Below are 22406 nucleotides of genomic sequence, written 5' to 3' on the forward strand. Positions count from 1 at the left end.
AGATGTGTATAAGAGACAGCCCCAGGCTCGCCCGGCCCGCCAGCGCGAGCCGCCGCAGCAGCCGTCGGGCCTGCTCGCCCTGGTCCGTGTAGCGCAGCCACAGGGCCCGCTCCACCGGGTCCACGGGCCCGTACGCCCCCAAGTCCTCCGCCAGCGTGTGCCGACTGCGCGCCCCCAGCGCGGAACCGGCCACCCGCAGCGCCAGCGGCAGCCCGCCGCACAGCTCCACGACGGCGTCCGTGGACGGGTAGTCGTAGGGCCCGGACTCCTCTTCCCCGGCGACCTCGCGCAGCAGCTCCTCCGCGCCCGCCGCGTCCAGCGGGCCGACCGGCAGCTGGTGCACCCAGGCCGGCAGGTCCTCGGGCAGCTCCAGCGGCTCCCGGGCGGTGACGATCACCAGACTGTCCGAGCGCTCCGGCACCAGGGTGCGGACCTGCCCGGCGTCCGTGGCGTCGTCGAGGACGATCGTGACCGGCGTCCCCGTGAGGTGCTGGTGGTACAGCTCGCCGAGCCGCCGCACCTGCTGTTCGGCCGAAGCGCCTTCCCGGAACAGCAACTGCTCGCGCGGCGCGCCCAGCCGGTTCAGCAGGTGCAGCAGGGCGTCCCGGGTCGGCAGCGGGCTCTCCCCGGCCACCTGGCCGCGCAGATCGACCACGCACGCGCCCCGGAACTGGTCCTTGAGCGCATGGGCGGCCCGCACCGCGAGCGCCGTACGCCCCGCCCCCGGCTCACCGTGCAGCACGACGACCGTCGGCCGGGTCTGCGTGGAGGCGCGGGCCGCGTGCACCCACTGGGCGATCCGCGCCAGCTCGGCCCGCCGCCCGGTGAACGGCCCCTCCGCCTTCGGGAGATGCCCGAAGGACTGCTCCAGCACCATCCGGGTGCGGGCCGCCGCGCTGCGGTCCCCGCCACGCAACTGGCGCCCCACCGGGGCGGTCTGCTTCTTCGGGGTGCGCGTGGCGGGCGTCAGCATGCGCTGCTGGTCCAGGTACGGGCGGATGCCCCGTACCTCCAGGGCGGTCAGCCACTGGAGCCGCAACTGCTCGGCCCCGCCCGGCTGTCCGGCCGCTCCGGCGCGGCGGTGGGCGGCGGGCCAGTGGGAGGCGGTCGCCTTCGCCACGGTCGTCGCCGTGCCGGCCACCGCGACGGCCACACCCGCACCGAGCGCCAGGCCGGTGTTCGCGCCCAGCGCCAGATCCGCGCCGAACGCGGCGGCCGCGCCAACCCCCGTAACGAGCAGCGGAGTTCCGAGCGTCGCTCTGCTGAAGCGCTCCGAGAGCGGGCGCTCTCCCGCCGCCACCGCGTCCAGTGCCTGCGTGTACGCGGCGTACTCCTCGACCGCGCCGGCGGCCATGGTGTCGAGCGCGGCCCGCGCCCGCGACATCAGCGCACCGGCATCGGTCCGCCCGCCGGTGCGCCGCGTCTCCTCCTCCACGGCGCGCACCAACAGCCTCTCGGCTTCCGCCCGATGGCTGTCCCGCATATGGGTCCCCCTCCGAGTGCTGCTTCCCGAGCATCCGTCGCCGGGCGTCCGCGGCCCGGCTTCAGGATCAAGTGTCCTGCGTGCGGCGCTCCGGCGCGAGGGCCACCGGGCAAGGGGACGGTCAAGGAAGGGCGGGTGGCGACCGGCCCACGGTGTTCCGGCGCCGGTCCGGCGGCGTCGGGTCGCTCGCCCGCCGTATACGGTCACCCGTGCGCAGGGGCCCGGGCCGCGACGGCCGGGATCCTCGAGACGGGGCTCGGCATCGGCTGGTCCCGCTGGGTAGAGCGCCGACGGTGGTGTGCCCCGACACTCCGGAGTACGCACCGCTCGCAGGGCCGCCGTCCGGGCGGAGGGCAACTTTCAGCCACACAACGAAAGCTGAGTGCCCATCAGCTCCAGGGGCTGAGTCCGCCGGTCCTCGCGCTGCGGACGACGGCCGCACGGGGTGATCGCGCCGGCGCCGGCCTCGCTCCGTGCCTGTTCATCAGCGGGACGGCAGTGAACAAGCGCAGCGGCATGCCCCATCACCTGTCCTAGTAAATTACCCGTCGCGCGACATATCCCTCCGCAGGTAATTCGTTCACTACGCATACTGTGCGCCCTGATAGGCGCCCCTTGGTGAAATCGTCCGAAAATCGCGGCCACGCATCATGCGTCCCAACGACTGGGACGCATCATTGCGTCCGAACCGTTTGGCAGCGACGGCCGAACTGTCCCGAGTTAATCCATTGCTGACGAGCTGGCAACCCAATGGAGGTGGTGCCGACTGACTTGATCTGACACGATCGAAAATGGCCATCCGTTACGGTGGAGAGGTGTCGACGGATGGCAAGTCCGCTTCAGTTCCCTGCGTATTGCCGAGATTTATCGGCAGGAAAAGCGCAGAGGTGCTCTGAGGTGGTCAAACGGTCGGCGGGCGCCGGATTTTCGACTGTGAGCGGAGTCACAGCGTGATACGGGGGAAGATCGACATGAGTTTGACAGGCAGACGGGCCGAACGGTCGGATTCATACGTGATCACGGGGGAGTGCGACGAAGGCACCGCCGTCCGGCGACTGATCCGCAGGAGCCGACGCTCCCTGACCGTCACCCTCACCGGGCCCGGCCGGTTCACCGAAGCCGTTCTCCAGCACCTCGCTCTCACCCCGCACCCCGTCGCCGTCCAGATCCTGTCCGTCGCCGGCTTCGCCGACGACCTGGCCAAACGCTTCGGCGAGATCCCCGCCCCCTACCGCGATGTCCGCGTTTCCGACAGCGACCTGCGCGGCGTCCTGGTGGCCGACGGCGTCACCGCACTCGTCCCGGCGCCCACGGGTGCGGCGGCTTTGATCACGCCGGTGAACATCTCGCCGTCCCGGTAGGCCTTGGTGGCAGGGTCGAGGACGTGGGTGTAGACGATCGGGACACCCGTCGCGGCCTGCTCGATCCGCCAGTGGAAGGAGATGCCGGACGTGGCGTACAGGTCCCCGCCCCGTGGCGCGCGGGTGTCGCGGAGGCCGGTGCGCGAGGATTGGGCCCATGGCCAACCGACTTGCGCAGACCACCTCCCCGTACCTCCTCCAGCACGCCGACAATCCCGTCGACTGGTGGCCCTGGTCGCCCGAGGCGTTCGAGGAGGCGAGGAAGCGGGATGTGCCGGTGCTGCTCAGCGTCGGGTACTCCTCGTGCCACTGGTGTCATGTGATGGCCCACGAGTCGTTCGAGGACGAGACCGTCGCCGCCTACCTCAACGCGCACTTCGTGTCGGTGAAGGTCGACCGGGAGGAGCGGCCCGACGTCGACGCCGTGTACATGGAGGCCGTCCAGGCGGCCACCGGGCACGGCGGGTGGCCGATGACCGTCTTCCTCACGGCGGACGCCGAACCCTTCTACTTCGGGACCTACTTCCCGCCCGAGGCCCGGCACGGCTCGCCCTCCTTCCAGCAGGTTCTGGAAGGCGTGACGGCCGCGTGGACCGGTCGGCGCGAGGAGGTCGCCGAGGTCGCCGGGCGGATCGTCGCGGATCTTGCGGGGCGTTCGCTGGTGCACGGTGGCGACGGGGTGCCGGGGGAGCAGGAGACCGCGCAGGCGCTGCTCGGGCTGACCCGGGAGTACGACGAGCAGCACGGGGGATTCGGGGGCGCGCCCAAGTTCCCGCCGTCCATGGCGGTGGAGTTCCTGCTGCGTCATCACGCCCGTACGGGGTCGGAGGGGGCCCTCCAGATGGCCGCCGACACCTGTTCGGCCATGGCCCGGGGCGGGATCTACGACCAGCTCGGCGGGGGCTTCGCGCGGTACTCCGTGGACCGGGAGTGGGTGGTGCCGCACTTCGAGAAGATGCTCTACGACAACGCCCTGCTCTGCCGTGTGTACGCCCATCTGTGGCGTGCCACCGGGTCGGACGAGGCCCGTCGGATCGCTCTGGAGACCGCCGACTTCATGGTGCGGGAGCTGCGGACCGCCGAGGGCGGCTTCGCCTCCGCGCTGGACGCGGACAGCGAGGACGCCGACGGCAAGCACGTCGAGGGCGCCTTCTACGTGTGGACGCCCGGCCGGCTGCGTGAGGTGCTGGGCGAGGACGACGCCGTCTTCGCCGCCGCGTACTTCGGGGTGACGGAGGACGGGACGTTCGAGGAGGGGGCCTCCGTGCTCCGGCTGCCGGGGGACACGGGGCCCGTGGACGCCACCCGGGTCGCGGACGTACGAGCCCGGCTGCTGGCGGCCCGCGCGGAGCGGCCCCGCCCGGGGCGGGACGACAAGGTGGTCGCCGCCTGGAACGGGCTCGCCGTCGCCGCGCTCGCCGAGACCGGCGCGTACTTCGACCGGCCGGACCTGGTGGAGCGGGCCACCGAGGCCGCCGATCTGCTGGTCCGGGTGCATCTGGGCGAGGTGGCCCGGCTGACCCGTACCTCCAAGGACGGGCGCGCGGGCGACAACGCAGGGGTGCTGGAGGACTACGGCGACGTCGCCGAGGGCTTCCTCGCGCTGGCGGCGGTGACGGGGGAGGGGGCCTGGCTGGAGTTCGCCGGGTTCCTGCTGGACATCGTGCTGGAGCAGTTCACCGGCGAGGGCGGGCAGCTGTACGACACCGCTCATGACGCCGAGCAGCTGATCCGCCGGCCCCAGGATCCGACGGACAGCGCCACCCCGTCCGGCTGGACCGCCGCGGCCGGCGCGCTGCTCTCGTACGCCGCGTACACCGGGTCCGAGGCCCACCGGACCGCCGCCGAAGGGGCGCTCGGTGTGGTGAAGGCGCTGGGGCCGCGCGTGCCCCGGTTCGTCGGCTGGGGCCTCGCGGTGGCCGAGGCGCTGCTGGACGGGCCCCGTGAGGTCGCCGTCGCCGGGCCGGTCGGCGGGGAGCTGCACCGTACGGCGCTGCTGGGACGGGCCCCGGGCGCGGTGGTCGCGGCCGGGGAGGGCCCGGGGGCGGGGGCCGAGTTCCCGCTGCTGGTGGACCGGCCGCTGGTGGGCGGGGAGCCGACCGCGTACGTCTGCCGCCACTTCGTGTGCGACGCGCCGACGACCGACGCCGCCGAGCTGGCGGTGAAGCTCGGGGGCTGAGCGTCGTCGTGGAGAGCGGTGAGGGGCCGGTCGCTCGTGCGGCCGGCCCCTCCGTCGTACGCGTACCGACTATCCGTGCTGGTACGCCACCAGCGAGATGCCCACGTAGTGCGCGATGAACGCGGCCAGCGTCAGCGAGTGGAAGACCTCGTGGAAGCCGAACCAGCGCGGCGACGGGTTCGGCTTCTTGATCCCGTAGATCACACCGCCCGCGCTGTACAGCAGACCGCCGACCACGACGAGGACCAGGACCGCGATGCCGCCGGTCCGCATGAAGTCGGGCAGGAAGAAGACCGCCGCCCAGCCCATCGCGATGTAGCACGGGGTGTAGAGCCAGCGCGGCGCGCCGACCCAGAACACCCGGAAGGCGATGCCCGCCGCCGCGGCCGCCCAGACCGCCCACAGCAGGGGCCGGGCGGTGGACTCGGGGAGCAGGAGCAGCGTCAGCGGGGTGTAGGTGCCCGCGATGATCAGGAAGATGTTCGCGTGGTCCAGGCGGCGGAGCACCGCCTCGCCGCGCGGCCCCCAGGTGCCGCGGTGGTAGACCGCGCTGACACCGAACAGCAGACAGGCGCTGAGGATGTAGACGCCGCAGGCGATCCGGCCCATCGTGCTGTCGGTCAGGGCGATCAGGGTGATCCCGGCGATCACCACCGCCGGGAACATCCCGGCGTGCAGCCAGCCGCGCATCCGTGGTTTGACGGGGACGGGGTCGAGTACGACGGGGCCCGGGGGTGTGGAGCTAGCGGCGTCGTCAGTCATATCCGCATGCTACCTACGCCACCGTAAGTAGTGGATTTGGGGCGCAAATGAGTGGCGATGCTCACGTGTGAGCCCCCCTGGACATATGGGCGGAAGGGCCGGATGATCAAATGAGTGCAGTCGGCACCGGATGAGCGCCAGGGGAATTCGAAGGGTACGAAGCATCCGGGTCGCAGCCCCCACGGGGCCTTCAGACAACTGACACCCTCAACTAGGAGCGATCGTGGCGCGCGACATCGCGGCTCCCCTCACCGTCCCCACCCACCACCAGGAGCTGGTCTCCTGGGTCGACGAGATCGCAGCGATCACCCAGCCGGACCGGGTGGTCTGGTGCGACGGCTCCGAGGCCGAGTACGAGCGCCTGTGCGGGGAGCTCGTGGCCAGGGGCACGTTCACCAAGCTGGACGAGACCAAGCGGCCGAACTCGTACTACGCCGCGTCCGACCCGAGCGATGTCGCCCGCGTCGAGGACCGTACGTTCATCTGCTCCAAGGAGGAGAAGGACGCGGGTCCCACGAACCACTGGAAGGACCCCGCCGAGATGCGGGCCGTCTTCACCGGTGCCGATGGTGTCTTCCGCGGGTCCATGCGTGGACGCACCATGTACGTCGTGCCCTTCTGCATGGGGCCCGTCGGCTCGCCGCTCTCCGCGATCGGCGTCGAGATCACCGACTCCGCGTACGTCGCCGTTTCCATGCGCACCATGACCCGCATGGGCCAGGCCGTCCTGGACGAGCTGGGCACCGACGGGTTCTTCGTGAAGGCCGTCCACACGCTGGGAGCGCCGCTGGCCGAGGGCGAGCAGGACGTTCCGTGGCCCTGCAACACCACCAAGTACATCTCGCACTTCCCCGAGGACCGCGAGATCTGGTCGTACGGCTCCGGCTACGGCGGCAACGCCCTGCTCGGCAAGAAGTGCTACGCCCTGCGCATCGCGTCCGTCATGGCCCGCGACGAGGGCTGGCTCGCCGAGCACATGCTCATCCTGAAGCTCACGCCGCCGCGCGGGGAGAGCGAGGCCCCCAAGTACATTGCGGCCGCGTTCCCCTCGGCCTGCGGCAAGACCAACCTCGCCATGCTGGAGCCGACCATCCCCGGCTGGACCGTGGAGACCATCGGCGACGACATCGCCTGGATGCGGTTCGGCGAGGACGGCCGCCTCTACGCGATCAACCCCGAGGCCGGCTTCTTCGGTGTCGCGCCCGGCACCGGCGAGCACACCAACGCCAACGCCATGAAGACCATGTGGGGCAACTCCGTCTTCACCAACGTGGCGCTGACGGACGACGGCGACGTCTGGTGGGAGGGCATGACCGAGGAGGCGCCCGCGCACCTGACGGACTGGAAGGGCAACGACTGGACCCCCGAGTCCGGCACGCCCGCCGCCCACCCCAACGCCCGCTTCACCGTCCCCGCCGGACAGTGCCCGATCATCGCGCCCGAGTGGGAGGACCCCAAGGGCGTGCCGATCTCCGCGATCCTCTTCGGCGGCCGCCGCGCCTCCGCCGTCCCGCTGGTGACCGAGTCCTTCGACTGGCAGCACGGCGTCTTCCTCGGAGCCAACGTCGCCTCCGAGAAGACCGCCGCCGCCGAGGGCAAGGTCGGTGAGCTGCGCCGCGACCCGTTCGCCATGCTGCCGTTCTGCGGCTACAACATGGGCGACTACATGAACCACTGGGTCAAGGTGGGCGCCGACAAGGCCGACCAGTCGAAGCTCCCGAAGATCTACTACGTGAACTGGTTCCGCAAGAACGAGGCGGGCAAGTTCGTCTGGCCCGGCTTCGGCGAGAACAGCCGGGTCCTGAAGTGGATCGTGGAGCGCCTGGAGGGCAAGGGCGAGGGCGTCGAGACCCCGATCGGCATCCTGCCGGCCAAGGGCGCGCTCGACACCGAGGGCCTGGACCTCTCCGAGTCCGACCTCGACTTCCTCCTCACGGTCGACAAGGAGGTCTGGCGCGAGGAGGCCGCCCTGGTCCCCGAGCACCTCAACACCTTCGGTGACCACACGCCCAAGGAGCTGTGGGACGAGTACCACGCGCTGGTGAAGCGCCTGGGCTGAGCCCTGCGCTCCCGCTGAACCCCGCGGCCGGGTCCGTCGGACATCCGCCCTGACCTGTGGGGCCGAACGACCCGCCGCGGTACGGGGCCTGTCCTCGCCGACAGCCCCGGAGGGCCTGTCCCCGACCAAGGACACCCTCCCGGCCCCCGGAACCCCCTCACGGTTCCGGGGGCCGCTCCTTTTCCCCGGGAGCCGTGCGCCGCAGGGCGCCCCCGGCCCCGCCCCGGTCCTCCAGGTACTTCGTGTGGGACCGCTGGCGCAGCTCCTGCGCCTCCCGCAGACCGTCCACCAGCTCCTGCGCCTCCCCGTGCAGCAGCGCCACCTGCCGCTCCAGCTCCTCCTCCGGAGCCCGTGCGCCCGGCGCGAGCCGCGTCCACCACCGGGTCCGCAGATACGCGTCGACGGACTCCGGAACGTCCCGGCGCACCGCCCGCGCCACCACGTGCACGCCCTCCGGATTGTCCGCCAGCGCCTCGGAGACCCAGCCGGGGGCCAGCAGCCCGTCCAGCAGGCCGGTCAGCGCGGCGAGCCGTTCCGTCGCGGCGGCCGGCAGGTCCACCCGGTCCAGATACGCCCGCAGGGTCACGAGGTCGGCCCGCAGTTCGTCCAGCCGGGACGACGGGTCCTCGAACGCCGGGGCGGGCGGCCGGCTCGGCGGGGCGAGCAGCGCGCCCGCCCCGTACAGCCCGCCGACCACCACCGGCCAGTACGCACCGGCGAACCCGGCGAAGGTCAGGGCGAGACCGCCGAGGGCCGCGGCGCTGCCGGTCAGATTCCGGGCCGACTCCAGATAGCCGGCCGCCCGGGCTGCCACGGACCTCGCTCCGCCCCGGCCCCTCCCGGCTGCCACGGATCTGCCTCCGTCCTGGCTTCTCCTGGCAGCCACGGATCTGCCTCCGCCCTGCCTCCTACTGGTAGCCACGGATCTCCTCGAACGCCCCGTCCAGCGAACCGGGGCCCTCCTCCTTCGTCCCGTCGAAGAGCCGGCCGCCGGTCAGCGCCGCGATCGAGTCCAGCTCCGAGCGGTCGGAGTCGCCGAACACGATCGGGAACACCGGGGTGACCCGACGGGCGGCGGGCAGCGCCCGGTAGAACGCCGTGAACTCCGCCGCCGACCGGCCCGCGGTGTTCTCGCCGTCCGTCATCAGCACGATGGAGGTGAACACGGACTCGGTGTCCGGGCCGAGGTGGTCGTAGGCGGCGGCGAGCGACGAGTAGATCGCGGTGTCCCCCTCGGCCGTCAGCGCGGCGGCGTCCGCCCGGAGCGCCGCCGGGCCCGCCTTCGGGTCCGCCGGGTCGACGGTGTGCGTGCGGACCTGTTTGACGGTGGACCCGAACGGCAGCAGCGTGACCTGTTCGCGCTCCCGGAGGCCGCCGGTCAGCCCGTTCAGCGCGGACTTCAGCCGCGCGAGCCGCCCGCCCTCCATCGACCCGGAGGTGTCCAGCACGTACACGGTCCGCGACGGCCGCCTCAGCCGGTGCTCGTACGAGGCCAGCAGCCCGTCCGCCACCGACCGCGAACCGGGGAACGGCAGTTCGCGGCGCTGCTCGGGGGAGAGCGGATCGGCGGGGCGCGCGGCGGCGACGACCGGCCGGCGCAGGGTCCGCGCGGTGATCTCCCGCTGCGCCCCGGTGGACCGGAAGTGCTCGGCCAGGGCCTGTACGGCGTCCCGCGCGTCGGGCGTGGCCCCGGTGAGGGCGCTCAGCGGGTAGTCGGCGGTCACCACCCCGTCGCGGGGGCGGATCACCGTCAGCCCGGCACCGGTGTCCCGGTTCAGCGACAGCAGCACCGACTCGTAGTTGATCAGCGCGTCCACCGTGGAGCGCCGGGCGTACGCGGAGGCCAGCCAGCCCGAGGAGCCGGAGGTCAGCCGCTGCCCGGCGAAGAATTCCTTCAGCTTCGGTCCGGCCTCGCGGACGTCGGCTTCGGTGAGCGCCGCCTGCGCGCCGGAGAGCCCCGAGGCCACCGAGATCAGCGCGGCGAAACCGGAGTTGGAGCGGCTCGGGTCGGTCATCCCGTACGTCAGGTCCCCGGCCGCGACCGCCCGGTGCACCTGCGCCCAGCTGACCGCCCCGGCGTCCCAGCCGAGCCGCCGTACCGTCGCGGGCCGCACTCCGAGGGCGACCGGGGAGGCCATCAGCGGGGTCTCGGAGGCGATCCGGCGGGCGGCCTCCGGGTCGAGGCGCAGATAGTCGTTGGACGACAGCCACACCGCGTCGAACGCCCCGTCCGCCTTCCCGGACGCCAGGCGCTCCACGGCGTCCAGCGTGCCCGCCCAGGTGGGCCGCACGGTGATCCCGGTCGCCTCGCGTGCCTTCTCCAACAGGGGTTTCATGTCGGAGAGTTCGCTGGATGCCAGCACCCGGACGGTCCCCGTGCGAGGCCGTCCGTCGTCACCGCCGCCCCGGCCGGTGTCCCGTTCGGCGTCCCGGTCCGTCGTGCAGGCGGCGAGCGGGGCGATCAGGGCGACGGCCAGCAGCGGAAGGAAGGCGCGCCGGAGGCGGCGGCCCGGCGTGCGGGCGTCGGGCCGGGTGCGCTCGGTCGGGGCGCGTTCGGTCGGGGTGCGCTCGGCCCGGGCCTGCTCGGCCCGTGTCTGCTCGGTCGGGGTGCGCTCGGCCCGGGATGCGGGCTTCGGGCGGCGGCTTCTCATGAGCGGCCCCCGTCCAGCGCGGAGTCGGCGGCCCGGCTGCGTTCCAACCGGGTCCCGGCCTCCTGGAGTTCGGCGGTCAGCGACTCCACGGTGGCGGCCATGGTCTCGGTCGCCCGCGCCTTGTACGTGTCGATGGCGTCGAGCGTCGCGTAGATCTGCCCGAACGCGGTGCGCAGGGTCTCGACGCCGACCGCGGGGTCGGCCGCGATGCGCTGGATCTCCCCGCTCTGCGTGGCGAGCATCTCCGCGTTGCCCCGGATCAGGTCCTCGGTGGTCGAGCGCAGCACCTGTACCTGCTCGGTCACCCGGCGCTGGTTCTCCAGCGCCGAGGACAGCATCACCGCGATCCGCAGGGCGGACACGGTGGTGGTGGCCGCCCGGTCGACGCCCTTGATCAGCTCGTCGTTGTTGCGCCGCACGACGTCCATCGCCAGGTACCCCTGCGCGCAGACCGCGATCTGCGTCAGCAGGTCCTGGTGCTTCTGCCGCACGGGGAAGAGGACGTCGGCCCGCAGCGCGTCCGCCCGTACCGGATCGCCCGCCGCCTCGGCCTCCGCGATACGCCGCTCCACGACGCCGTCGAGGGCCTCGGTGAGCACCGCGTACTCCTGCAACGTGCCCATGGTGTCCCAGAGGCGGGTGCGTTCGGTGTGCAACGCGGCGTTGTCGCGGCGCAGTTCGTCCTGGCCGCCGCGGAGCGAGCCGACGATCCGGTCGAGAGTCCCCTTGGCGGAGGCGTACTTCGCGACGTGGTCGCGCAGCCGGCGCCCGCCCGGCAGCCGGGACAGCAGCCGGCGGGCCCCGCGCCCCGGGGTGTCGCGCGGATCGAGGTCCTCCACCGTGCGGCGCAGCTCGACCAGCGAGGACCCCACCCGGGCCGAGGCGTCCCCCTCGCCGGAGGCCAGCGCGCGGACGGTGCGGTCCAGCATCCGGTTGGACTGCTGGGCGGCGCCGCGGATGTCGCCCTGTCCGAGCGCGGCGATCTCGCCGACCCGGGCACCGAATTCGGGGGAGCGCGCGTCGAGCCCGGCGAGGCCCTCGACGTACTCCTCGGCACGCCGGAGCATGTCGGCGCGCACGGCCTCCGCGACCGGGACGAGCCCGGTGGCCTGCTCGGCGCGTACGGGAGCGACGGGCGCGGGCGGGGTGAGCACGAGCGGGGTGGTCGGCGGGTCGAACGGCCGTCGAGGGTCCTGGGGTCCGGAGTGCTGGGGTCCGTTCTGAGGCCCGGCGTTCCGGGCTCCGGCGTCCTGGGGCATGGTGGCGGTCTCCTGTGCTGCGAATGCGGGCCCGGAGCCGGGAACAGGCCCGGCTGCCGGGGCCGCGGGAACAGGGGCTGGGTGCGGGCGGCGGCGTCGTCAGCCGCGGGCCCGCCGTGCCATCGAGCGCAGCACCTCCGCGGTGGGCACGGGCGCCTGGCGGACGCCGGTCAGCCGCTGGTCGATGTAGGCGGTGTGGTCCGCGGTCGCGGCGATGAACTCGGCAGCCGCGCCCTGGGGCCGGAAGCCGTGCCGTACCGCCAGCTCCCGCAGCCCGGGGTCGGTGGAGAGCAGCTCGCCGAGTTCGCGGCCGTGGTCGGTCAGCGGTACGAGGGTGTGGTCGCTGGACACCGTGGTGTCCGGGTAGAGGACGACGAGGTCGCCGATCTCCTGGCGCTGACTGCTCATCAGGAGCGAGGCCACCTGCGACTCGTAGACCAGTACGAGGGGGTTGCCCACTCCGCTGATGAAGTCCCGGAACGGCGCGTCGCTGCTGGTCTGCTGCGCGCCCTGCACCTGGACGAGCTTGCGCATCAGGGGCCCGGTGCGCTCCACGGCCTTCGCGTCCGTGGCGACCCGGCCGTCGTCGGCGACGTACGAGGCGGCGGCGAGGTAGAGCGCGCCGGAGTTGGAGGTGACGGGGTCGGTGCTCGTGATGAACACCGTGCCGCTCAACTCGGCGTGCCCGGATGCGCCCTTGAGCTGCTGCCAGGTCCGGTCGTCCTCGGCCGCCGACAGGTAGGGGCCCATGAGCAGCGTCCCCTGCGTGGTGAACTTCGACCCGCCGGGCGCCCGCAGCCGGGCCAGCCCGTTGGCCGCGAGGACCTCGGCCGCGTTGCGATGGGCCACCACGACGAGCGGCGAGTAGAACGGCCGCAGCGGGCCGCCCTGGGCGTCGGCCCCCCGGCGCAGCTCATCGGCCGGGGCCTTGGAGCCGGGGAAGGCGAAGTCGTAGCCCTTCAGGGGCAGTCGGTCCATCGCCCAGGACCCGGAGGTCTCCGTCCGGACGGTGAACCCCTTGGCCGCGAGGGCCTTCACGGTGTCGGGGTCGGCGAAGAACTCGGCCTTCTCCGACCCGATCACTCCGCGCACGGTCTTCGCGGCCGTGCCGCTGTCCCCGCTGTCGCGGCCCAGGGCGACGGCCGCTGCCACACCGGCGATCAGTACGACGGCCAGGACGATTCCCACGATGCGTCTCACCCGCGCAGCGTGCTCGCGGAAACCCACATTCCGGGCCGAGTTGGGTGGACGGCAGATGAAGGGGCCATCCCAGAACGCAACGGCCCCGGCGGGGGAGGGTCGTGGCACCCGGTCCGCGCGCCTCGACGGCACGCGGACCGGGGCCGTCAGCGGGCGCCGACCAACTGCCCGGAGGGGGCGGGTCCGGCGGAGGCGGCGAGGGCCGCGGTGTGGGCGTCCATGCGTATCGCGGAGAGGATGGCGGCGGTCGTGTCCGCGCGGGACGCGGCCACCAGCAGGGCGCGGCCCGCGAGGGCGTGGGCGCGGCGGTGGAGGTCCGCGGGGGTGGCGTCGGTCAGGCCGGCGTGCCGGGCGGGCGGAGCGCCGCGCAGCCGGGCCACCTGCTCGGCGATACGGTCGCCCGCCGCGGTGAGGCCCAGCTCGTCGGTGACCGCGAGGAGGGCGGCCAGGTGCCCGGCGAGCTGGATGTCCAGCTCCTCCTCGCGGCTGCGGCGCGGAAAGTCCGCGTCGTCAGCCGGGGTGTGGACCGAGGGGCTGCGGATCGGCTCGTACATGGATGGCCTCCCGATGGTGCGTGGAACCATCCTACATTGGAACGAGTCTAAAGTTATGCGCGGTCCGGATGCGTGATGGCCCTAAGGCTGTCCGTAACCGTCCAGGAAGGTGCCGATGCGGGTCACGGCGTCGGTCAGGTCCTCGACCGTCGGCAGCGTGACGATCCGGAAGTGATCGGGCTCGGGCCAGTTGAAGCCGGTGCCCTGCACGACCATGATCTTCTCGGCCCGCAGCAGGTCCAGCACCATCTGCCGGTCGTCCTTGATCTTGTAGACCTTGGGGTCGAGCCGGGGGAAGAGGTACAGCGCCCCCTTCGGCTTCACGCAGGTCACCCCGGGGATCGAGGTCAGCAGGTCGTACGCCGTGTCCCGCTGCTCCAGGATCCGGCCGCCCGGCAGCACCAGGTCCTGGATCGACTGCCGCCCGCCGAGCGCGGTGGCCACCGCGTGCTGCGAGGGCATGTTGGCGCAGAGCCGCATGTTGGCGAGGATCGTCAGCCCCTCGATGTACGAGGTGGCGTGCGCCTTCGGCCCGCAGACGGCCATCCAGCCGGAGCGGTAGCCCGCCACCCGGTAGTTCTTGGAGAGCCCGTTGAAGGTCAGCACCATGAGGTCCGGGGCCAGCGCCGCCGTCGGGGTGTGGGTCGCGCCGTCGTAGAGGATCCGGTCGTAGATCTCGTCGGAACAGACGATCAGGTTGTGCCGCCGGGCGATCTCGGTGAGGCCGCGCAGCATCGCGTCGTCGTACACCGCACCGGTCGGATTGTTCGGGTTGATGATCACCAGGGCCTTGGTGCGGTCGGTGATCTTCCGCTCGATGTCCGCGAGGTCGGGCATCCAGTCGGCCTGCTCGTCGCACCGGTAGTGCACGGCCGTCCCGCCCGCCAGCGAGACCGAGGCGGTCCACAGCGGATAGTCGGGAGCCGGTACGAGCACCTCGTCGCCGTCGTCCAGCAGCGCCTGCATCGACATCTGGATCAGCTCGGAGACGCCGTTGCCCAGGTAGATGTCCTCGACGTCGAGGTCGATGCCCTTGGTCTGGTAGTGCTGCGTCACCGCACGGCGCGCGGACAGCAGGCCCTTCGCGTCGCCGTAACCGTGCGCGCCCGCGACGTTGCGCAGGATGTCCTCAAGGATCTCCGGCGGGCACTCGAACCCGAACGCGGCGGGGTTGCCCGTGTTCAGCTTGAGGATGCGCTGACCGGCCGCTTCCAGCCGCATCGCCTCCTCCAGCACGGGACCCCGGATCTCGTAACAGACGTTGGAGAGCTTCGTGGACTGGATGACCTGCATGTCCGCGAGCTTACGGCGGCGTTTCGCGAGGTGCGCGGGGATTGCTCCCGGCGTACTCCCTCCGGGGCGCCTCCCCGCCCCGCCCCGTCTTCCATCGCCATGCCCGCCGCCGCCCCGGACCGTGGGATCGCCCGGTCGGGGCGGCGTCGGGGCTTGGAAAGGCGGCGTGTGCGGCCGGAACGGGTGAGATGCGCCACGCGGGGTCCCCGCACGGGTGCCCGTCCGGGCCGGCGCACCCGCTGCGGGGGCCGGGGGCCATCACTCCGGCCGCCGTGCGGCGGTGAGCCCGTCCCGCCCTCCGGACGCCGTCACTCCGGCAGCCGGGCGCCCTCCGGGAGCCGGATGCCGAAGTCGTCCGCCAGGACGCGCAGCGCCTCGTCGCCGTCCTTCAGCCGCCGCTCCCGGATCGTGCCGTCATCGGCCGTCTCCACCAGGTCGAGCCCGGAGAGGGCGAGGTGGGAGCCGATCCGGGTGCGCTGCGCGTACACCGCCTGCCGGAACGGTGAGCGCGGATGCGTCGCGATGAACCAGTTGATCACTTCGTAGTCCGGCTTCTCGTACGGCTCCAGGGTGAACCCGTACTGCGGCTCCCACGACCCGCCCTTCTCAGCCTGGAGCTCCCACATGGGCAGCGGACCGCGGTGCGGTGCGTGGACCAGGCGGTGGTGGCGCGGCGCGTCGAACAGCTCGGCGCCCTCCACCAGCTCGATCGGCTCCAGCAGGGCTCCGACCGTCCCGAATCCGACGTCCGCCAGGTACGGGTGCGGCTCGCCCGCCACGTCCACCCGCATCAGCATGTGGGTACGGGGCCGGATGTCGCCCGGCGCGGCACCCACCACCACCCGGGCCGTCAGCGGCGTCACGGCGAAACCGATCTGCCTCAGCGCCGTGGAGAGGAGGGTGTTGTGCTCGTAGCAGTACCCGCCGCGCCCGCCGTGCACGAGCTTCGCCTCCAGGTCGTCGAGCGCCAGCGACGGGGCGGAGCCGAGGACGGCCTCCAGGTTCTCGAACGGGATGCCGGTCAGGTGGGCGCGGTGCAGGGACCGCAGCACTTCCAGCGTGGGGCGGGGTGTTCCGGTCCAGCCGATGCGGGCGAAGTACGCGTCGAGGTCGAGAGTCATACGCCGACCGTACGCAGCCGGGGCGCGGGCGCGCCTCCGGCCGCGGACCGACGTGCGTGACCGGACGGCCTCGGTCTCCGGACCGATGCCGGGACCGGCGCCCCGGGGACCCGGACCGGGCGGGACGGCTCAGATCTTGCTCAACTCGGGTGAGAGCCGGCCCGCCCCGGGTAGCGGTGCTCCCATGAGCATGTTCCGGAAGCCCCAGCCCCTCGCCGTACTCGTCCTCCGCGACGCCGCCGATCTCGTCGCCGGGCTCCGGCACGCGCTGGAGACCGCCACGGACGCCGAGCGCCCCGGCCTGGAGCGGGCCCTCGCCCTGGCCGAGGACTCCGCCGCGCGTCCGGACGCGGAGCTGCGCGGCCGGTGGGTGCGACAGCGGCTCGCCGCCGCCGGACACGAGGGGCCGGCGGACTCCGTGGCGGCCGTCAAGGTCCTGCGCCGGGCCGAACCCGGTCTGACGCTGCTCCAGGCGGTGACGTACGCGAAGGAGGCCGAGGCGGCGGAAGCGTGAGGCGGGCGGGGCCGGAAGGCCGGGGCGGGCGGGGTCCGGTGCGCGGGACAGGGCCGGGCCGTCACATTCCGTTCACCGATCCCGCCGACGCGATCAGCAGGGCCGTGTCGACGCCCTGCTCCTGTGCCGTGCGGAGCAGCGCCGCGTCCCCCGCCGCCGCCACGGCCGGGCTCGTGGGGTCCTCGGCCACGGGCCCGCCCGCGTACGCCGCCGTCGCCGGGGCCATCGCCGTGAGCCAGCCGGCCAGCAGCGCGCCGAACTCCTTCCGGTCGATGCCCGCGTTCTGGACCAGTGCGGCCGCGTGCCGGGCTCCGGCGAACATGGCGGTCATCGCGCTGAGCAGGGCCACGTCGTGGAGTGCGGCGAAACCGGGGTCGGCGCCGACGTACCGGGTGGCGGCGGGCACGGCCAGCACCTCGCGGTGGGCGTCGAAGACATCCCGGGAACCGCTGTAGAAGACATAGCCCCCGGCTTCCGGCACACCGATCATCGGCGGTACGGCCATGATCCCGCCGTCCAGGAAGCGGGCGCCGCGCTCGTTCGCCCAGGCCGCCCGGGTGCGCGACTCGGCCGGGGTGGAGGTGGTGAGGTCGACCAGGTCCTTGCCCGTGAGATCGGCATCCGCCAGCGCCTCGCGCACCGAGGCGTCGTCCAGGAGGCAGGCGACGACGAGCGGGCTCGCGGCCACCGCCTCCGCCGCCGTGGCGGCCACCCGCGCGCCGGCGGCGGCGAGTTCGGCGGTCCGGCCGGGGCTGCGGTTCCAAACGGTCAGGGGGTGCCCGGCGGCGAGCCAGGTACGGGCGAGAGCGACGCCCATGGCGCCGAGGCCGAGCAGGGTGAGAGGGGTGGGCGGGACGGAGGCTGCGTTGTTGTCGGACATGACGCATAGGCTGGTCGGAGGCGCCGGGGGTAACAAGTACGCACTGTGGAGTGGGTGGTTACCTCGCGGTCAGCGACCAGGTGAGGGAGGGGCGGACGATGCGGATCGTACGGAGGCCGGGGGCTTTCGTCTGCGGGATCGACGCGGCGATGGACGTGATCGGCGGCAAGTGGAAGGTGCTCATCCTGTGGGCGTTGAACGAGCGGACCTGCCGCTTCGGTGAGCTGCGCCGGAGCCTGCCCGGGGTGACCGAGAAGGTGCTCAGCTCCCACCTCAAGGAGCTGGAGGACGACGGCATCGTGCACCGCGAGGTGTATGCCGAAGTGCCGCCGCGCGTGGAGTATTCGCTCACCCCCCTGGGCCTCTCACTGAACGCCGCGCTGGAACCGCTGGGGCGGTGGGGGCGTGAGCACATCGGTCGCGGTACGGACGGGGCCGAGGCCGGAATCGGTGTCGGTGCCGGAGCGGGAGCCGGAATCGGTGCCGGTGCCGGTGCTGGAGTCGGCGTCGGAGTCGGGGTCGGGGCCGATGGCGAGGCCGCTCCCGAGGCCGTGGTGGGGCTGGGGCGCGGGCAGTCCTAGCCGCGGCCGGAACTGACCTCTTGTGATGGCCTGACATCTGCGCCAACATGCGCATGTCAAAAGCCGGAAGATCTCCGGCCTCTGGCGTCACTGGAGGGGACCCCCCACATGAACAAGCCTCTCGTCGGTGCGTTTCTTGCTGCCCTGCTCCTGGGAACGGGTGCGGCGCCCGTCGTGGCGGCCGAGCCCGCCGGAAGCGCGAGCGAGGTCTCGGCCGAAGCCGCACCGCAGACGAAGTACGCCGCACCGCAGGCGAAATACGCCGCACCGGACACCGTGCCCGCCGCGAAGGCCGTGACCTTCGCCGGGACCGTCGCACTCAGCAACTGTTCGGGCTCCGTGGTCCGTACCCCCGACTCCGCCCCCACCGACCCCGCCCTCGTGCTCTCCAACGGGCACTGCATGGAGACCGGCTTCCCCGGCCCCGGCGAGGTCATCGTCGACCGGCCGTCCTCCCGGACGTTCACCCTGCTCAACGCCCAGGGCAGGGGTGTCGGCACGCTGAAGGCGAGCAAGATCGCGTACGGCACCATGACCGACACCGATCTCTCGCTCTACGAACTCACCAGCACCTACCAGCAGATCGAGGACAGGCACGGCATCCGGGCGCTGGAGCTGGAGACCGCCCACCCGACGGCGGGCACCGCCATCACGGTCGCCTCCGGCTACTGGAAGCGCACCTACAGCTGCGACATCGACGGCTTCGTCCACCGGCTCAAGGAGGGCCGGTGGACCTGGAAGGACTCGGTCCGCTACACCCCGGAGTGCCGGACCATCGGCGGTACGTCCGGCTCGCCGGTGATCGACGACGCCACCGGCAAGGTGGTCGCCGTCAACAACACCGGTAACGAGAGCGGTCAGGAGTGCACGGACAACAATCCGTGCGAGGTCGACGAGAACGGCGAGGTGACCGTCCGCGAGGGCATCAACTACGCCCAGCAGACGTACAACATGGTCCCGTGCGTCGGGGCCGGCAGCAAGATCGACCTGACCCGTGAGGGTTGCGCGCTGCCCAAGCCGTAGCCGAAGCTCCGGCGCGTGCCGGGCGGTCCTGATCGCTATCGGGCCCGCCGGGCGCGCGCCGCCTCGATTCCGTCCAGCACCACCCCGAGCCCTGCCCGGAACGTCTCACGGGCCTCCCGCTCCGGATACGACATCGCCTCCGCACCCTCCTCCGCGCACGCTCCCGCGCCCGGGTACGGCTCCACCGGCCCGTCCGCCTCCAGCCGGCTCACGGCCGGGAAGCGCTCCGCGAAGTCGGGGACCAGCTCCATCAGGGCCGCCGAGCGCGCCGCCCACCACTCCTCGTCGGAACTCCCGGTCGCCGCCGCGGCCAGCCGGGCGTCGGCCACCGTCTGCGCCGAGCCCCGCAGATACGCGAACAGGGTTCCCGCCAGCCGCCGCACCGACCCCGCATCGAGACCGGTCGCCCGCAGCAGGACGACCAGCGTGTCCAGGCCCGCGTACTCGTGCGGCCCCAGTACCGGCCGAGCCTGCGAGACCTGGAGCACCCAGGGGTGCCGGACGTAGAACTCCAGGATCCCTTCGGCCCAGGCGGTGAGTGCCGCCCGCCAGTCGGCCGGCTCCGGTGGCCCGGCGGGAAGTTCGGCGTGCACGGCGTCGTACATCAGGTCCAGCAGCTCGCTCTTGCCGGGGACGTAGGTGTAGAGCGCCATCGCCGTGCGCCCGAGCCGGTCGCCGACCGCGCGCATCGACAGGGCCCCCATCCCCTCCTCGTCCGCGAGCGCCACGGCGGCCGCCACGATCGCGTCGACGCTCAGCCGGGGCTTGGGGCCCGGGCCGCCGCGCGTGGGGGGCGGGGTGTCCGCGCGCCACAGGAGAGAGAGGGTGCGGCGCGGGTCGCCCTGCCCGGCGAAGACCACCACGTGCGACTCCTTACGGCGTAAAGTAACATCCGGCGGGTAATTCATTACACCGTAAGCTATCAACGTGGGAGAGAGGTCGGGCACCATGAGCCAGGCACTGCCGGTCACCTATGTGCGGGTCACGGACGTCGAGCGGATCACCCCCGGGACGGCCAGGATCGGCTTCACCGCCGACGCACTGCCCGGCCTGCTGGAGGACCGCCCCGACCAGCAGCTGAAGCTCTGCCTGCCGCGCGCCGGGCAGACCGTGCCCCGGCTGCCGGAGCAGGACGCGGACGACCCGTACGGCATGCGCTGGTACGAGGCGTTCCTCGCGATTCCGGAGGGGGAGCGGCCCTGGATGCGCAGCTTCACCGTCCGCTCCTACGATCGCGAACGCAACGTGATGACCGTGGACTTCGTGCTCCACGGCGACGGCGGCCCCGCGTCCCGCTGGGGTGCGGCGGCCCGGGCCGGCGACGTCCTCGGCATGGTCGGCCCGTCCTCCCTCTACGCCCGGCCGCTGCCCGCCGCCCGGCGAATGCTCCTCGCCGGGGACGAGACGGCGCTCCCGGCGATCGCCACGGTGCTGGAGGCGCTGCCCGCCGATACCGGGGCCGTGGTGTTCGCCGAGGTCGCGGACGCGGCGGAGGAGCGGGGGCTGCCCTCCGCCGCCGGTGGGTCCGAGGTCCGTTGGGTGCACCGGGACCGGGGCGGCTCGCTGGTGGCGGCCGTACGGGAGGCCGGGCCGGACCTCGACGGGGTGGACGCGGCCTGGGTGGCGGGCGAGGCCTCCGCCGTCCGGGCACTCCGCCGCCACCTGGTCGGGGAGCGGCAACTGCCCAAGAACGCCGTCGAGTTCAGCGGCTACTGGCGGCACTCCCTCACCCAGGACGACGCCCCCACCGAGGAGGACCTCGCCTGGGCGGCGGAGCGCGCGGCGGACGCTTCGTAGAGCCGCGCGGACGGACGCTGCGTGGAGCGGTTCAGGAGCCCTCAGGCGGCCCCGGCGCCCGCTCCCCGGACCGCCCGGCCCGCCAGTACGGAGGTCCGCCTGCCGTCCTCGATGACGAACCGGCCGTCGATCAGCACATGCGGGATGCCGACCGGAAGGGCGCGCGGCTCCGCGAACGTGGAGCCCGCCGCCACCGTCTCCGGGTCGAACAGCACCAGGTCAGCGCGGTACCCCTCGCGCACCAGGCCCCGGTCCGCGAGCCGCAGCCGGGCGGCCGGGCGCGAGGTCAGATGGGCCACGCACTCCTCCAGTGAGAGGATGCCCAACTCCCGTGCGTACCGGCCCAGATACTGCGGGAACGTGCCGTACGCCCTCGGGTGCGGCTTGTCGCCCTGGAGGATGCCGTCACTGCCGCCCGTGTGCACGGGGTGGCGCATGATCCGCTGGACGTTCTCCTCGTGGCCCACGTGCTGGAGGATCGTCGTCCCGAGCCGGTCCTCGGTGAGCAGCCGCCACGCGGTCACCCAGGGCTCCTCGCCCCGCAGCGCCGCCGACTCCGCCACCGTACGGCCCACGTACTCGGCCAGGTGCGGTGCGCCGACGCCGGAGATCTCGATGGTGTCCCACTCGATCGGGACCCCGTGGCAGCCGTCCGAGCCCAGCACCTCCAGGTGGTGCCGGATCCGCTCCGCGCTCTCCGCGTCCGCGAGCCGGGTGAGGATCGACTCCGGTCCGCCCTCGCTCGCCCAACTCGGCAGCATGGCCGCCAGGGTGGTGCAGCCGGGGGTGTACGGGTAGGTGTCGAGCGAGATGTCGGCCCCGGCGGCGAGCGCTCCGTCGAGCAGGGCCAGCAGGTCGGGCGCCCTGCCCTTGTTCACGCCGAAGTTCATCGTGGCGTGGGCGAGATGGAGGGCGCAGCCGGCGTTCCGGGTGAGCCGCACCATCTCCTCGTAGGCTTCGAGCGCTCCGGCCCCGTAACTGCGGTGGTGCGGGCAGTAGTAGCCGCCGTGGCGGGCCACCACCCGGCACAGTTCGGTGAGTTCGGCGTCGTCCGCGTACATCCCGGGTGTGTAGGTGAGACCCGAGGACATGCCGACCGCGCCCTCGCGCATGCCCTGGTCCACCAGCTCCTTCATCCGGGTCAGCTCGGCGGCGGTGGCGGGCCGGTCGTCCCAGCCCACCGCGTACATCCTGACCGTGCCCTGCGGGATGAGGTAGGCGGCGTTGACCGCGATGCCCCGGCCGCCGAAGTTCCGGTCGAGGCGGTCCAGATACCCGCCCACGGTGCGCCAGTCGAAGTCGATGTCGCTCCCGTCGCCGTTCCAGCCGGTGATGGAGCGCCGGACCTCGGCGAGGGTGCGGTCGTCGGCCGGGGCGTACGACAGCCCGTCCTGGCCCAGCACTTCGAGGGTGACGCCCTGCGCCGCCTTCGCGCTGTGGTCGGGGTCGCGCAGCAGCGCCAGGTCGCTGTGGGCGTGCATGTCGATGAAGCCGGGGGAGAGGGCGAGTCCATCGGCGTCGAGCGTCCGGGTGGCGGTGGGGCGGGGGCCGGAGGATCCCTCGGGGTGGATCTCGGCTATGCGGCCGCCGCCGAGGGCCACATCGGCGCGGTAGGAGGGCGCGCCGGTGCCGTCGACGACGAGCGCGTCACGCAGGACCAGGTCCATGGGTCACCTTTCCGATCGGGAG

At 72.8% G+C, this 22406-nt stretch carries 18 protein-coding genes and 1 pseudogene; 6 read left to right on the top strand and 13 right to left on the bottom strand.

Features of this window, described 5'->3' with window-relative positions; all coding sequences use genetic code 11:
• Together CR470_RS06395 and CR470_RS40355 are read right to left on the bottom strand one after the other, a co-directional pair.
• On the bottom strand, window positions 1–1483 hold a 1483-nt coding region (locus CR470_RS06395), incomplete at its 3' end, for an AAA family ATPase (protein WP_179892166.1).
• A gap of 1228 nt (window positions 1484–2711) precedes the next feature.
• Window positions 2712–2948 (bottom strand): annotated as a pseudogene (locus CR470_RS40355) (hypothetical protein); the annotation flags it as partial.
• Between the two features lie 53 nt (window positions 2949–3001).
• Between CR470_RS40355 and CR470_RS06400 the strand changes: the two are divergent.
• Complete coding sequence (locus CR470_RS06400) at window positions 3002–5023, top strand: thioredoxin domain-containing protein (RefSeq protein WP_097866607.1); 2022 nt, start codon at window positions 3002–3004, stop codon at window positions 5021–5023.
• Between the two features lie 69 nt (window positions 5024–5092).
• On the opposite strand, the gene trhA is transcribed toward CR470_RS06400, so the two are convergent.
• Window positions 5093–5785, bottom strand: coding sequence for a PAQR family membrane homeostasis protein TrhA (trhA, locus tag CR470_RS06405; protein ID WP_097866608.1), 693 nt, complete (start codon window positions 5783–5785; stop codon window positions 5093–5095).
• A 223-nt stretch (window positions 5786–6008) separates the two neighbouring features.
• On the opposite strand from trhA, the gene CR470_RS06410 reads away from it, so the two are divergent.
• On the top strand, window positions 6009–7844 hold the full coding sequence (locus CR470_RS06410; protein WP_097866609.1) for a phosphoenolpyruvate carboxykinase (GTP): 1836 nt from the start codon (window positions 6009–6011) through the stop codon (window positions 7842–7844).
• 157 nt (window positions 7845–8001) lie between these two features.
• Here the strand turns inward: CR470_RS06410 and CR470_RS06415 are convergent, their stop codons facing one another.
• From CR470_RS06415 to CR470_RS06445, 7 genes are all read right to left on the bottom strand, one after another.
• The gene (locus CR470_RS06415; RefSeq protein WP_097866610.1) at window positions 8002–8658 is read right to left on the bottom strand and encodes a hypothetical protein; all 657 of its coding nucleotides are present in this window, start codon (window positions 8656–8658) and stop codon (window positions 8002–8004) included.
• 94 nt (window positions 8659–8752) lie between these two features.
• On the bottom strand, window positions 8753–10495 hold the full coding sequence (locus CR470_RS06420; protein ID WP_257138466.1) for a VWA domain-containing protein: 1743 nt from the start codon (window positions 10493–10495) through the stop codon (window positions 8753–8755).
• Window positions 10492–11754 (bottom strand): toxic anion resistance protein, encoded by a 1263-nt coding sequence (locus tag CR470_RS06425; RefSeq protein ID WP_097866611.1) that lies wholly within the window; start codon window positions 11752–11754, stop codon window positions 10492–10494. Before CR470_RS06425 ends, CR470_RS06420 begins: the two co-directional genes overlap by 4 nt.
• Before the next feature lie 99 nt (window positions 11755–11853).
• Window positions 11854–12942: a hypothetical protein gene (locus tag CR470_RS06430; protein WP_097866612.1), complete on the bottom strand. Its 1089-nt coding sequence runs from the start codon at window positions 12940–12942 to the stop codon at window positions 11854–11856.
• A 158-nt stretch (window positions 12943–13100) separates the two neighbouring features.
• On the bottom strand, window positions 13101–13508 hold the full coding sequence (locus CR470_RS06435) for an SCO4983 family protein (protein ID WP_097866613.1): 408 nt from the start codon (window positions 13506–13508) through the stop codon (window positions 13101–13103).
• An 81-nt stretch (window positions 13509–13589) separates the two neighbouring features.
• The gene (locus CR470_RS06440; protein ID WP_097866614.1) at window positions 13590–14801 is read right to left on the bottom strand and encodes a pyridoxal phosphate-dependent aminotransferase; all 1212 of its coding nucleotides are present in this window, start codon (window positions 14799–14801) and stop codon (window positions 13590–13592) included.
• Between the two features lie 308 nt (window positions 14802–15109).
• Complete coding sequence (locus CR470_RS06445) at window positions 15110–15922, bottom strand: arylamine N-acetyltransferase family protein (RefSeq protein WP_097866615.1); 813 nt, start codon at window positions 15920–15922, stop codon at window positions 15110–15112.
• 184 nt (window positions 15923–16106) lie between these two features.
• On the opposite strand from CR470_RS06445, the gene CR470_RS06450 reads away from it, so the two are divergent.
• Window positions 16107–16436: a hypothetical protein gene (locus CR470_RS06450; protein ID WP_097866616.1), complete on the top strand. Its 330-nt coding sequence runs from the start codon at window positions 16107–16109 to the stop codon at window positions 16434–16436.
• 61 nt (window positions 16437–16497) lie between these two features.
• Here the strand turns inward: CR470_RS06450 and CR470_RS06455 are convergent, their stop codons facing one another.
• Window positions 16498–17316 carry an NAD(P)-dependent oxidoreductase gene (locus CR470_RS06455; RefSeq protein ID WP_097866617.1) on the bottom strand — a complete coding sequence of 273 codons (819 nt, stop codon included), beginning with the start codon at window positions 17314–17316 and terminating at the stop codon, window positions 16498–16500.
• Window positions 17317–17414: 98 nt separating this feature from the next.
• Between CR470_RS06455 and CR470_RS06460 the strand changes: the two genes are divergently transcribed.
• Window positions 17415–17897: a winged helix-turn-helix transcriptional regulator gene (locus CR470_RS06460; protein ID WP_097866618.1), complete on the top strand. Its 483-nt coding sequence runs from the start codon at window positions 17415–17417 to the stop codon at window positions 17895–17897.
• Between the two features lie 108 nt (window positions 17898–18005).
• Window positions 18006–18920: a S1 family peptidase gene (locus CR470_RS06465; protein ID WP_097866619.1), complete on the top strand. Its 915-nt coding sequence runs from the start codon at window positions 18006–18008 to the stop codon at window positions 18918–18920.
• A gap of 35 nt (window positions 18921–18955) precedes the next feature.
• Here the strand turns inward: CR470_RS06465 and CR470_RS06470 are convergent, their stop codons facing one another.
• The gene (locus CR470_RS06470) at window positions 18956–19783 is read right to left on the bottom strand and encodes a TetR/AcrR family transcriptional regulator (protein ID WP_097866620.1); all 828 of its coding nucleotides are present in this window, start codon (window positions 19781–19783) and stop codon (window positions 18956–18958) included.
• A gap of 85 nt (window positions 19784–19868) precedes the next feature.
• On the opposite strand from CR470_RS06470, the gene CR470_RS06475 reads away from it, so the two are divergent.
• Complete coding sequence (locus tag CR470_RS06475; protein ID WP_097866621.1) at window positions 19869–20717, top strand: siderophore-interacting protein; 849 nt, start codon at window positions 19869–19871, stop codon at window positions 20715–20717.
• Between the two features lie 41 nt (window positions 20718–20758).
• Here CR470_RS06475 and CR470_RS06480 read toward each other — a convergent pair whose 3' ends face one another.
• A complete protein-coding gene (locus tag CR470_RS06480; RefSeq protein WP_097866622.1) occupies window positions 20759–22384 on the bottom strand; it encodes an N-acyl-D-amino-acid deacylase family protein in 1626 nt (541 codons plus the stop codon).
• Window positions 22385–22406: the final 22 nt, after the last annotated feature.

The sequence above is a fragment of the Streptomyces sp. rh34 genome (genome assembly GCF_002551245.1).
Lineage (GTDB): Bacteria > Actinomycetota > Actinomycetes > Streptomycetales > Streptomycetaceae > Streptomyces.